This is a genomic window from Photorhabdus noenieputensis (assembly GCF_018448935.1).
GTDB lineage: Bacteria > Pseudomonadota > Gammaproteobacteria > Enterobacterales > Enterobacteriaceae > Photorhabdus > Photorhabdus noenieputensis.
Genome location: NZ_RCWC01000001.1, coordinates 58,842 through 71,741 on the forward strand (window position 1 = coordinate 58,842; position 12,900 = coordinate 71,741).

The window sequence follows — 12,900 nt, forward strand, 5'->3', positions numbered from 1 at the left end:
TTAACTCCAGAATGACAGCGGACAAGGTGAACAGCGTTGCTGCAAATCATTGATGTTTTTAAATACACTTTCAAAATAATCGGCTACACGAGGTGGTTTATTTTCTGCCTCATAAAATGCCATTCCAATCCGTCCTATGCTCGGTGCATTCAAATATTTATCAAATCCATGTCCCAGTATTTTTACCCAGTTACATCGCTAAAATACTAGGAACAAATTGCTTTACTCGAATGGCCAAAATAAATAAGTGTGTTAAAAGGATAGTTAAATCATGTGCCGCAAAAAAAAACTAAATAAGATGAACCATACGATAAAATAACAAGCGTCTTAATTTAACAGGTATCCATTCTGACGACAATATACCTTCTTCAATAAAGAAATGACTATTTTATTAATCAAGGTAATTATGATTATTAAATAAAGTTAATAATTAATTCAACTAAATAAGTGTGATTTTTCAGAAGAACAGTCAATTGTGATATTTCAGTGTCAGAGTGAGAAAGAAACTTGGAGAGCTGAATGGTCAGCAGTCTGAGTTCCCTCAAATAGAGGGAACTATCAGGTAAGAAATCAGAACTTCTGCGAGACGCTGAATTTAATGTTACGTCCAATCCCGGAAACCGATTCACCGAGGTATGGATGGTAATCACGATTAAACAGGTTATTTACTGTTACACGCGCTTCGAGACCTTGCCAGAAATTGGGTTGCCAACTGGCAAATAAGCCATGCAGTGCATAACCTTTGCTTTTGGGTATTGACCAAAGTGTTGCCATTGGATCTCCATCTTTAGGCGATCTGTCTTGTTTGCGGACAAAATCTCCTGTCCAGCCTATTGCCATTTGCCATTGAGGGATTTTTACCCCTAACATGGCGCGGGCAGAAGTGGGGGGAATTTCCGCAATCCAGGTTTTATTACCCCAAGGATCGCGAGGTGAAGCATCTCTCTGACCACGGATCGTTGAATAAGAAAGTTTTCCGAACAGGTAATTGCTGTCGTAGAAAGTCTCGATTTCCAGCCCTTGAATGGTGTATCCCGGTAAATTACGGTAGTTGGATAAAGGTTTTCCGCAATCTGGTGATTTACACACTATTCCGCGACGGGTAAATATTTCATCCTTGCCTCTATTACGGAATAAAGTCGTACGGATTTGTAAATTATCTTGGTCCGCCAGCAGGTTATTGAAATTCAGAATCGCACCGAAGCGTAAACCAGTTATTCTTTCTACATCCAAGTTACGGCTGGTGGCAGTGACACTTGCCTTGGCATATTGCATTTCATACTGTTCATCCACTAACGGAGCGCGCCATGTTCGGCTGATATCTGAAAATAGTGACAGGTTTTGTGTTGCTTTCCACATGATACCAAAATGAGGAGACCAGCCGGTATAGGTGACATTGCGGTAATCATGGCCTACATTTGGTGAGTTATCATTGTAGATTGCCGCGATATTGGGTTTGCCAATATTGGTGATATGGTCATAGCGAACACCGGGTGTCACAGTAACACTGCCGATAACCATTGCATCCTGTAAATAGAAACTATTCGTTTTTTGCTCGCCTGAGGGCATATAGGTTGGCTGAAAATAGCCATGATTATATTCAGGTTTTTTGTCTTTGCTTTTATCATGGATAAGGGTGTTACGTTGATTTTTATGCCAACGAACTCCAACTAATAATGTGTGTTCTATCGGCCCGGTTATAAAAGCACTTTTGTTATTTATATCTGCTAAGTTATCCACATAGTCGATCCAGCTTTCATTTCCCAATGAACCAAGAAAACCGCTGTGGGCCTTTTCAGAGCGTTTATCATGCTGTTCTGTTTTCGAATAGGCATAGGTTGCTGTCAGGTTAAGTAACGGATTGTCTTCTGGTGCAATGTTCCATTTAGCTGTGTAATTTTGGTCTGTTTGATCACGATAAACCAACTTCCGACGCCAGGCTTCATTCCAACCATATTTTTCAACGTCGGCTTCTGACGGAACGGCTATCTCATCACGTTTTGCTGCCCACGGCTGCCAGCCATCAGAATCAGAACGCATCGCAGAAAGTGTCAATGTATTGGCATCGTTCAGGTAAAAGTTAGTTTTCAGTAAATAGGATGCCTGATCACTTTTAGAGAACGCAAAACGGGTACCATCCGGTCGTTTAATATTGCCGCCATCTCGTTTGCTCATATATAGCAGACCGTCAGCAAAGCCCTCTATTGTTCGGCCATAGACTGCGCTGCTATAAATATTTTGGCGATCATTGGTGTGATAACTGTATTTCAGCAATCCGCCAAAATCTTCTCCCGGCCGTAACAAATCATTGGCATCTTTGGTGACAACTTTAACTGTTCCGCCAAATCCGCCATTACCATCAAGTAGATTATGTGGGCCTTTATCGACATCGACTCGCTTGATTAATTCGGGTTCAATAAAGATAGAGCCTTGGAGATATTTCTCGAAGCCTTTTGGTGCGTCATCTAAGGTGACTTTAACGTCTTCGGTATCACCCATTCCCCAGATATTCAGAGTTTGGCCGCCCGGACGAGGCGATCCTGACATGGAAACGCCGGGAAGTTGATCGAGCAGCTCAGCAATATTATCTGCCTGGGTACGTTCAATATCCTCTTTTTTCAGTACTGAGCTTCCAGCACTGACGCTGTTATTCAACCCGCCAATAACAGAAAGTGTAGAAAGTGTAATGATTTTCTCTGATTTTTCCGGTTTTTCTTTAAATTTTTGCTCTTCATTTTCCTGCGCCGCCAGATAACTTGGCAGGCCAGTACTCAGCATAATTATGCTCGATAAAGCATAATGAAGAGTGCGGTTAATTGGCTGGGTAGTCGCTATAGCTGAGCTTTTTTGTGGTTTCCCGCTATTTTTCATTGTTATAAGCATCCTTGGAATGTCGTTAAGTAGAAAAGTTGCACTTACAGGATAGGTCACTTAATGCAAGGAATCGGGCAGGGAAAAGTTAATAACGGTATTAATTAATTATTTTATTGGTCAAGATATTTTCAAATCTGAGCTAAAAGTGTCTTTTAACCGTCGCTCTGATGTTGTCACTGGATTGCTCTTGAGTCTATTTTTATGTATGTTTATACAGTTATTGTTGATAGGCTAAAGCAGAATGCGAAAGATTATTCATGTTGATATGGATTGTTTCTACGCAGCGATTGAAATGCGTGATGATCCGTCACTTCGTCATATTCCCATTGCTGTGGGCGGCAGTGCAGACAAGCGGGGTGTTATTAGTACAGCTAATTATCCTGCCCGTCGTTTTGGGGTACGTAGTGCAATGTCTACTGCAATGGCGCTGAAACTCTGCCCTCAACTTAAGGTTCTTCCGGGGCGTATGGCGCTGTATAGGGAGGTTTCCCGGCATATCCATCAGATATTGTCTCGTTATACTGAGTGGATAGAACCTCTGTCATTGGATGAAGCTTATCTGGATGTCACTGATAGCCATCATTGTTATGGATCTGCCACGCTTATCGCACAGGAGATCCGTCAATCCATTTTTGATGAATTACAATTGACGGCATCAGCCGGTATTGCTCCGGTGAAATTTTTGGCAAAAATCGCTTCTGATATTAATAAACCGAATGGGCAGTATGTAATCCCTCCGGATCGAGTGGCTGATTTTGTTAAGGTTTTACCTTTGCGAAAAATTCCGGGGGTTGGCAAAGTCATGGTGCAACGGCTGGCTAATATGGGGCTGGAAACCTGTTCTGATGTACAAAAATATGACGTTATTGTTTTGGTGAAACAATTGGGGAAATTTGGTCAGGTACTTTGGGATCGTTGTCACGGTATTGATGAACGGTTGGTGAATCCAGATCGTTTGCGAAAATCAATTGGCGTGGAGCAGACACTTGCGAGAGATATTTATCAATGGGAACAGTGCACTGAACTGATAGAAAGTTTATATCTGGAATTAGAAAAACGGTTGAGTAACGTTAAACCTGATCTGCGGATTGCCCGTCAGGGGATTAAACTGAAATTTGATGATTTTCAACTAACCACTCAGGAGCATGTCCATCCACTATTGGATAAGCAGGATTTACTACAATTGGCCCAGAAAACATGGACATCTCGCCGGGAAGGACGTGGTGTTCGTTTAGTTGGCTTGCACGTGACGTTGCAGGACCCAGAAATTGAGCGGCAACTCTTGCTTGAATGGTAATTCCCCTGCCATCACATAGGGCAGGGGAGAACTGATTAAGCCTTTTCAGGAATGGCTTTCAGAATTGCAGTCAGCAGTTGCCAATATTGCCCGACACTCTTGATGTGCACTTGTTCGTCAGGAGAGTGAGCGCCCGTAATGGTTGGCCCGATAGATACCATATCCATATCAGGATAAGGTTTCTTGAAGAGTCCACATTCCAGCCCGGCGTGGATCACCATAATATTCGGTATCTTATCGAATAACTGTTGATAAGTTTCACGTACTAAGTGCATGACCGGAGAACTTGCATCTGGCTGCCAGCCGGGATAATCACCTTTAGCGGTAATCTCGGCATTTGACAGTTTAGCTAGCGAAGAGAGCATACCGATGACATAGGACTTGCCGCTGTCGATGAGCGAACGGATTAAGCAAATGATGTTTACCTTATCTTGTTCCATTGCAACAACGCCCACGTTTAGCGAAGTTTCTACTACACCTTTGATGACATCGCTCATACGGATAACACCATTGGGGGTGCTGTTTAGCAATGAGATAAAACGGTTTTGGCAATCATCAGTTAATGCCTGAATATCGGTTTCGATCTCTTCCAGTAATACAGTCAGGTTTTTCTCAACGATGGCATACTCATTTTTCAGTATATCTAAGTACTTGTCTTTCAGTTGGGTAAGCTGTTCTGCTTTATCGGCAGGGATAGCGACAATAACATGGCCTTCGCGTGGAATGGCATTACGTAGCGTACCGCCTTGGAAGTCGAGCAGTTTTAGCCCCAATTCCTCAGTATGGGCGGCAAGGAAGCGTGCCAGTAGTTTGTTGGCATTAGCCAGTCCTAAATGAATATCACAACCGGAATGCCCGCCTTTTAGACCTTTAATTATCAGTTTTAACGCCTTGTAGTTAGCCGGAACAGCTTCACGAGTCAATGCTAAAGTGGTGGTAAAATCGATACCTCCAGCGCAACCCATGTAGATTTCCCCTTCTTCTTCTGAATCGGTATTGATTAAGATATCAGCGTGGAGCCAGCCCGGTTGCAAGCCAAAAGCGCCATCCATTCCGGCTTCTTCCGTCATGGTCAATAAAACTTCTAGCGGGCCATGCTTTACATTGTCATCAGCCAGTACAGCCAATGCGGATGCCAGGCCAATACCATTATCAGCCCCCAATGTTGTACCTTGGGCAGTAACCCATTCGCCATCAACATAAGGGCGGATAGGATCTTTAGTGAAATCGTGCACTGTATCGTTGTTTTTCTGCGGCACCATATCAAGATGTGCTTGCAGAACAACCGCTTTACGATTTTCCAATCCTTTACTGGTGGGCTTTCTGATCAGAATATTGCCGACTTGATCACGTTCAACGTGCAACTCTTTTTCTTGCGCCCATTGAACAATATGGGTTGCCAGGGCTTCTTCATGGTAAGAAGGGTGAGGAATAGAGCAGATTTTGGCAAAGATGTCCCATAGAGGTTGAGGGGATAATTGTGATAGTCCTGATTGTGGTGATAGTTCTGACACGACGAATCTCCTATGACTGCATCTCAATTAAGATGGGATCTACATGAGAAATAGTTTCTATATGATGAGCGCTTAACGCCATGATGTTATTGGACTCAGAATACCACTTTACTTTTGTTAAGAATAATACGATTCATCGATTCCCTGTTTCCGCTAGTTTTTACAGACCTAAGTCACTATAATTCGCGCAACTTTTTCTGCGAGATGCTTTTCTAAAGTATTTTTAAGTTTTGGGATCAATTTTTATGAGCGAAAAATATGTCGTAACTTGGGATATGTTGCAAATACATGCCCGTAAATTGGCGCAACGTTTACTCCCTGTTGAGCAGTGGAAAGGCATCATTGCCGTGAGTCGCGGTGGTCTTGTACCTGGCGCGCTTTTAGCGCGTGAATTGGGTATTCGTCATGTAGATACAGTCTGTATTTCCAGCTATGACCATAATAATCAACGTGAACTACAAATTCTGAAAAAAGCAGAAGGTGATGGTGAAGGCTTCATCATTGTGGATGATCTGGTTGATACTGGCGGAACCGCTCAAGCCATCCGTGACATGTATCCAAAAGCCTATTTTGTGACTATCTTTGCAAAACCGGCAGGCCGCCCTCTGGTTGATAATTATATTGTTGATATTCCTCAAGATACTTGGATCGAACAACCTTGGGATATGGGAGTAGTATTCGTTCCGCCAATTTGTGAAGGTAAATAACATCAGCATTTGTTATGGCAAACCAGAACCTTTCAGAATCACTTTTTAAGCCAAGGCAAAAACATCAGGAAACTTCCACGCTGGTAAAGCACCGCCATCCTCGGTTAATTGCGGGTAATTACAGTACGTTGGATGGTAATAGTCATGGTAGTTGGTATCGTATGATTAACCGGCTGATGTGGATTTGGCGAGAAATTGATCCGCTTGAAATAGAAGAAGTGTTGTGCCGGATTGCCATGACAAACGCGCAGCGCAGTGATGATAATTTACTGGATACTGTGATTGGGTATCGTAAAGGTAACTGGGTTTTTGAATGGTCACATCAGGCGATGTTGTGGCAACAGAAAGCGTTGCAGGCAGAGCAGATCCCAGAAGCAGACAATTTCTGGTTGAAAGCGGCTAATTTGTATAGCATCGCCGGTTATCCCCATCTTAAGGGGGATGAGTTGTCCCAGCAGGCCGTTATTTTAGCAAATAAAGCTTATGAAAATGCGGCTCGTTGTTCTGGCTATCAGTTGAGGAAAATAGAGTTCAAACTCAAGGAAGGTGGTTGTGTAACCGGTTTCCTTCATCTGCCTCAGCAACTGCAAAGGCCCTCGCCAACTATTTTGGTTTGTGGCAGTTTGGATAATTTGCAAAGCGATTATTATCGGCTATTCCGTGATTATCTGGCACCGCTTGGATTTGCGATGTTAACTGTGGATCTGCCCTCGATTGGTTACTCTTCACGTTTGAGGCTGACACAGGATACCTGTATTCTCCATCAACAAATAATTCATCAACTGGATCAAATTCCCTGGATTGACCACACTAGGATTGGCCTATTTGGTTTTCGTTTTGGCGCTAATATTGCTGTCCGGTTGGCCTATTTGGAATCTAAACGTATCAAAGGCGTTGCAACTCTTGGCGCTATCGTTCATGAGTGGCTCAACAGCGTTGAACGTCAACAAAATTCACCTTCGATGTACCTTGATATGTTTGCTAGCAGATTGGGTATTTATAATGTGGATGAAAATGCATTTCGCCTCGAACTCGGTTGTTACTCTCTTAAAAAACAAGGTTTGTTAGGTCGGCGTTGTTCCGTTCCTATGCTAGCGGGTTACTGGCAGAATGATATTTTCAGCTCGAAAGAAGAGTCTAAGCTGATAGCAATGTCATCAATGGACGGTAAATTACTGGCTATTCCGACAAAGCCTGTTTATCACAGTTTTAATAAGGCGTTACGGGAGATTAGTCAATGGTTGAAAAATAAAGTCTGTTAATGAAATTTTCGTTACTTGTTGATTGTTAACTGCTTTATTTTATAAAGATTTCACGCGCTTTCGGGCGAAGTGAACAGTATAAATTTGTTCTAAACTCCTATTTTTTCAATTTAGCATTATGCCTGTTGGCATAACGCTTCTCTCCTGTTAAAACTGAGCACTGTTTTTTAATTTAAATCTAATGGCAAAAATATGATGAATAGCAGCCAAACATTGGTTGTGAAACTGGGGACAAGTGTACTGACAGGCGGCTCTCGTCGCCTGAATCGAGCTCATATTGTAGAACTGGTAAGGCAATGTGCTCAGCAACATGAAAAAGGTCATCGCATTATTATTGTAACTTCCGGTGCTATTGCGGCAGGGAGGGAGCATTTGGGCTATCCGGATCTACCGGCAACGATTGCATCTAAGCAATTGCTGGCGGCGGTCGGTCAAAGCCGGTTGATTCAGTTATGGGAGCAGTTCTTTTCTATTTATGGTATCCATGTTGGGCAAATGTTATTGACCCGGGCGGATTTAGAAGATCGCGAACGTTTTTTAAATGCCAGAGATACCTTACAGGCTTTGCTCGACAATCGCATTGTGCCTGTAATTAATGAGAATGATGCAGTTGCGACAGCGGAAATTAAAGTGGGTGATAATGATAATTTATCTGCGTTAGCGGCAATTCTGGGGGGAGCAGATAAGTTGCTATTACTGACGGATATTGAAGGGCTATATACCGCTGATCCGCGTAGCAATCCAGACGCAAAACTTATCCCGGAAGTTTATGACATCAGCGATGAATTACGTCTGGTTGCCGGTGATAGCATTTCGGGTTTAGGGACGGGAGGAATGGCAACTAAACTCCAGGCGGCGGGGATTGCCGGTCGCGCTGGTATTGATGTCATTATTGCCGCGGGTAATAAACCTGATGTCATCTCTGATGTCATTGAAGGTAATCCGGTAGGTACTCGCTTTCATGGGTTAGAAAGCCCGCTGGAAAATCGCAAGCGTTGGATTTTTGGTGCCCCTCCGGCGGGTGAAATTATTGTAGATCATGGCGCTGAGACAGCAATCTGCGAAAAAGGCAGCTCTTTATTACCGAAAGGGATTAAAAATATTAAAGGTGATTTCTCTCGTGGAGAAGTTATCTGCATTCGTAGTCTGTCTGGTAAAGATTTGGCGCATGGTGTTTGCCGTTATAACAGTGATGCTCTACGTTTAATTGCAGGCCACCATTCACAACAGATAAGCCAAATCCTCGGTTATGAATATGGTGCTGTTGCGGTTCATCGTGATGATATGATCGTGAGTTAAGGATTTATAATGTTAGAACAAATGGGAAAGGCTGCCAGGGAAGCTGCATGGCAACTGGCACAGCTAAGTACAAAACAGAAAAATCAGGCATTAGTCCGCATTGCAGATTTACTGGAGCAGGAAAGTACAATTATTCTTGAAGCTAATCAGCTTGATATGATCCAGGCCCGTGAACAGGGCATGAGTGAAGCATTGTTGGATCGTCTATTATTGACGCCGGAACGTTTGACAGCGATAGCTCACGATGTTCGTCAGGTATGCGGTTTATCTGACCCGGTAGGGGAAGTCATTGATGGCGGTTTGCTTGATAGTGGTTTGAGGTTGGAGCGTCGCCGTGTACCGCTAGGTGTGGTCGGGGTGATTTATGAAGCACGCCCTAATGTCACCATCGATGTTGCATCTCTGTGTTTGAAAACCAGTAATGCGGTTATTTTGCGTGGTGGTAAAGAGACTCACAACACCAATCAAGCGACAGTGAAAGTCATTCAGCAGGCACTTGAACAGAGTGGATTACCTGCCGCAGCCGTGCAGGCGATAGATAAACCGGACCGTGAGTTAGTTATTCAGTTACTGAAACTGGATCGCTATGTGGATATGTTGATTCCACGTGGAGGTGCAGGGTTGCATAAGCTGTGCCGTGAGCAATCGACCATTCCAGTTATTACCGGTGGAATTGGCGTTTGTCATACTTTTGTCGATGAAAGTGCTGATTTCGATAAGGCATTAACTGTAATCACTAACGCTAAAGTGCAACGTCCGAGTGCCTGTAATGCTTTGGAAACATTGCTGGTACATCAGAAGATTGCGGCTGATTTTCTGCCTGCATTGAGCAAGCACATGGAAGAGCAGGGCGTTATTCTGCATGCGAGTAAATCAGCAATGGCGTTTTTGCAAGATGGGCCGGCTAAGGTCGTGGATGTTACAGAAGCAGATTACCGTGATGAGTGGTTATCTCTGGATATGAATGTGGAAATTGTCACTGATATGGAGCAGGCAATTGAGCATATTCGTACCTATGGTACATCCCATTCTGATGCTATTTTGACTCAATCTTTATACAATGCTGACCAGTTTGTTCGTCAGGTTGATTCTGCCGCGGTTTATGTGAATGCTAGCACTCGCTTTACTGATGGTGGCCAGTTTGGCTTGGGTGCGGAAGTTGCCGTTAGCACGCAAAAACTGCATTCCCGTGGTCCAATGGGATTAGATGCGCTAACTACGTATAAATGGATTGGTTATGGGGATGATTTAATCCGTAAGTAATGTGCTTATTGTTACCCCAGAAGTGTGTCTGATTATATTGAAGTTTCGATAAGATCATGCTTTTGGGGTGGCTTTTACCGGATATATTAACTTTTAATTTTACGTTGATGTAAAGTTCTGGTTACTATAGGCGTTAATATATTTTTAACGATGAAATTTATCAAGGATATCAGGCAGTGAACCAAATATTGTTTATTGTAGGTGCACGTGGGGCAGGAAAAACGACGGTTGGAAAATTATTAGCCAATGAATTATCGTATACATTTATTGACACTGATCACCATATCCAACAAACCAGTAACATGACCATTGCGGATATTGTTAACCAGCAAGGATGGCAACAATTTCGGCAATTAGAAAGTCAAGCTTTACAACAAGTTAGTCAAAGTAATCGCGTTATTTCTACCGGTGGAGGGATCATTCTTTCCGCTGAAAATCGCCAATATATGCGACAAAATGGCACGGTGATTTATCTTCAAGCCTCAGCGAGCATTCTGGCTGAGCGATTAATGCAGCAACCAGAAACTACCCAACGCCCTAGTTTGACGGGAAAATCTATTGTTGAAGAAATGGAAGAAGTGCTTGCCGCCAGAGAAAATCTCTACTGTGAATGTGCGAACCATATTATTAATGCACAACTTTCACCGGAAGAAATTGCAACTTATGTGAAAGAAATTATGCTCTCTGGAATAGTTTCCTGACATTATTTTAGTATTTTTTTATAGAGAAATAAGAATATTACGGTGTCGAATAATAAATAGTATCTTCTATTTATTTTTTCAAATGGGTTGAGATACGAATATGTTGTTTAAATTTCTAAGGCTTGTTTTTCGTTTAATGTTTCGTTTAACAGTAGAAGGAGATATTAAACAATTTAACCACCCAAAATGCCTTATCACGCCTAATCATGTCTCTTTTCTTGATGGTGTTTTGCTGACACTTTTCTTGCCAGTTAAGCCAGTATTTGCTGTCTATTCCAATATTGCAAATCGTGGTTTTATGAAACTGGTAAGTCGCTATGTTGAAATAGTCCCTTTGGACCCAATAAATCCAATGGCTGTCAGGGTGTTGGTTAAGGAAATAGAAAAAGGGCGGCCAATAGTTGTTTTTCCAGAGGGGAGAATTACTGTTACCGGTTCTTTGATGAAAATCTATGATGGGGCAGCTTTTATTGCGGCGATATCTGAAGCCGCTGTGGTTCCTGTTCGTTTTGAAGGGTTAGAAAGAACCCTATTTAGCCGATTAAAAGGTATTTTCAAACTTCACCTTTTTCCGAAGGTGACAATGAAAATCCTGCCTGCGACACAATTGCTGATGCCGAATGCGCCTAGTTCGGAGCAACGACGTCGTTTAGCTGGTGAGCGTTTGCATGAAATAATGATGAATGCACGAATGGCGACCCGACCACAAGAAACAATATTTGAATCTTTACTGGTTGCACGAAAACAATTTGGTCGTTTTAAGCCCTGTATTGAAGATGCTTCTTTTAAAGAAGATAGTTATAACGGATTGCTTAAAAAAGTACTGGGTACCAGCCGTATTTTGCAGCGTTTTACCTGCCAGGGGGAACGGGTTGGTTTTCTTTTACCTAATGCCACTATTATGGTAGCTGCGATATTCGGGGCATCTTTGAGAGGAAGAATACCGGCTTTACTAAACTATACAACCGATAGTCATGGATTGAAGAGTGCGGTAGCGGTTGCCAGTATTAAAACTATTGTGACTTCCCGGCAGTTTTTGAAAAAGGAGCGATTAACACATTTATCCGAGCAGGTTACGGAGGTTAACTGGGTTTATCTTGAGGATTTGGCAGGTACAGTGACTTTGCAGGATAAATTATGGATCTTGTGGCACCTCTTTTTTCCGAAGCAAGCGATGGTGGCACAAAAACCTGATGATGATGCTTTGGTGCTATTTACGTCCGGTTCAGAAGCGGTATCAAAAGGTGTCGTTCACAGTCACGCTAGTTTGTTAGCCAATGTGGAACAGATAAAAACCATTACTGATTTCAATCCACTTGACCGTTTTATGTCTTCTCTACCGCTATTTCATGCATTTGGGTTGACGGTTGGTTTATTCACTCCGCTGTTGTCTGGTAGCCGGATATTCCTCTACCCAAACCCATTGCATTATCGGGTAGTGCCAGAACTGGTATATGAACGTAACTGTACCGTATTATTGGGTACATCCACTTTCTTGGAGAATTATGCCTATTCTGCTCATCCGTATGATTTTGCGCGTCTTCGTTGTGTTATAGCCGGTGTTGAAAAGCTCACTGAAAATACTAAACAGATTTGGCAAGACAAATTCGGTATTCGTATTTTAGAAGGATATGGCATGACAGAATGTGCGTCTGTCATTGCACTGAATGTGCCGATAATGGCTAAGGTTGGTACTGTTGGGCGGATTTTACCGGCAATGGAATCCCGTTTGATTCCGGTAGCAGGAGTTAAGGTGGGGGGACGTTTGCAACTACGTGGCCCGAATATGATGAAAGGGTATCTGAGAGTTGAAGATCCAAATTATGTAGAACCACCGGCGGCAAAAGATGAGCATGGGAATATTCAATCTGGTTGGTTCGATACTGGAGACATTGTTTCAATTGATGAACAGGGATTCTGTACTATTCTCGGTCGGGGGAAACGTTTTGCTAAACAGGAAGAAATCGTGTTATTGGAAAGTGA

At 42.8% G+C, this 12,900-nt stretch carries 9 protein-coding genes and 1 pseudogene; 7 read left to right on the forward strand and 3 right to left on the reverse strand.

Annotated elements, in window-relative coordinates; translation table 11 throughout:
• Complete coding sequence (locus EAE91_RS24525; protein WP_280520258.1) at positions 1-123, reverse strand: hypothetical protein; 123 nt, start codon at positions 121-123, stop codon at positions 1-3.
• Positions 124-570: 447 nt separating this feature from the next.
• Complete coding sequence (locus EAE91_RS00315) at positions 571-2,871, reverse strand: TonB-dependent hemoglobin/transferrin/lactoferrin family receptor (RefSeq protein WP_244868579.1); 2,301 nt, start codon at positions 2,869-2,871, stop codon at positions 571-573.
• Between the two features lie 244 nt (positions 2,872-3,115).
• Here EAE91_RS00315 and dinB point away from each other — a divergent pair, with 244 nt between their 5' ends.
• On the forward strand, positions 3,116-4,171 hold the full coding sequence (gene dinB, locus EAE91_RS00320; RefSeq protein WP_214086770.1) for a DNA polymerase IV: 1,056 nt from the start codon (positions 3,116-3,118) through the stop codon (positions 4,169-4,171).
• A 35-nt stretch (positions 4,172-4,206) separates the two neighbouring features.
• On the opposite strand, the gene pepD is transcribed toward dinB, so the two are convergent.
• Positions 4,207-5,685 (reverse strand): beta-Ala-His dipeptidase, encoded by a 1,479-nt coding sequence (gene pepD / locus EAE91_RS00325; protein ID WP_214086771.1) that lies wholly within the window; start codon positions 5,683-5,685, stop codon positions 4,207-4,209.
• A 245-nt stretch (positions 5,686-5,930) separates the two neighbouring features.
• Here pepD and gpt point away from each other — a divergent pair, with 245 nt between their 5' ends.
• The 6 genes and pseudogenes from gpt to aas all read left to right on the forward strand — a co-directional run.
• Complete coding sequence (gene gpt / locus EAE91_RS00330) at positions 5,931-6,392, forward strand: xanthine phosphoribosyltransferase (RefSeq protein WP_214086772.1); 462 nt, start codon at positions 5,931-5,933, stop codon at positions 6,390-6,392.
• Between the two features lie 14 nt (positions 6,393-6,406).
• Positions 6,407-7,654, forward strand: coding sequence for an esterase FrsA (gene frsA, locus EAE91_RS00335; protein WP_214086773.1), 1,248 nt, complete (start codon positions 6,407-6,409; stop codon positions 7,652-7,654).
• Positions 7,655-7,849: 195 nt separating this feature from the next.
• A complete protein-coding gene (proB, locus tag EAE91_RS00340; RefSeq protein ID WP_214087032.1) occupies positions 7,850-8,953 on the forward strand; it encodes a glutamate 5-kinase in 1,104 nt (367 codons plus the stop codon).
• A gap of 9 nt (positions 8,954-8,962) precedes the next feature.
• A complete protein-coding gene (gene proA / locus EAE91_RS00345; protein ID WP_214086774.1) occupies positions 8,963-10,216 on the forward strand; it encodes a glutamate-5-semialdehyde dehydrogenase in 1,254 nt (417 codons plus the stop codon).
• A 176-nt stretch (positions 10,217-10,392) separates the two neighbouring features.
• Positions 10,393-10,917, forward strand: a complete 525-nt coding sequence (gene aroL, locus EAE91_RS00350) for a shikimate kinase AroL (RefSeq protein ID WP_214086775.1) — start codon at positions 10,393-10,395, stop codon at positions 10,915-10,917.
• 100 nt (positions 10,918-11,017) lie between these two features.
• A pseudogene (gene aas / locus EAE91_RS00355) lies at positions 11,018-12,895 on the forward strand (bifunctional acyl-ACP--phospholipid O-acyltransferase/long-chain-fatty-acid--ACP ligase); the annotation flags it as partial.
• Positions 12,896-12,900 lie beyond the last annotated feature (5 nt).

Coding starts and splice junctions, on each gene's coding strand:
- EAE91_RS24525 (WP_280520258.1), bottom strand. CDS start 123: ATGGCATTTTATGAGGCAGAAAATAAACCACCTCGTGTAGCCGATTAT.
- EAE91_RS00315 (WP_244868579.1), bottom strand. CDS start 2,871: ATGAAAAATAGCGGGAAACCACAAAAAAGCTCAGCTATAGCGACTACC.
- dinB (WP_214086770.1), top strand. CDS start 3,116: ATGCGAAAGATTATTCATGTTGATATGGATTGTTTCTACGCAGCGATT.
- gpt (WP_214086772.1), top strand. CDS start 5,931: ATGAGCGAAAAATATGTCGTAACTTGGGATATGTTGCAAATACATGCC.
- frsA (WP_214086773.1), top strand. CDS start 6,407: ATGGCAAACCAGAACCTTTCAGAATCACTTTTTAAGCCAAGGCAAAAA.
- proB (WP_214087032.1), top strand. CDS start 7,850: ATGAATAGCAGCCAAACATTGGTTGTGAAACTGGGGACAAGTGTACTG.
- proA (WP_214086774.1), top strand. CDS start 8,963: ATGTTAGAACAAATGGGAAAGGCTGCCAGGGAAGCTGCATGGCAACTG.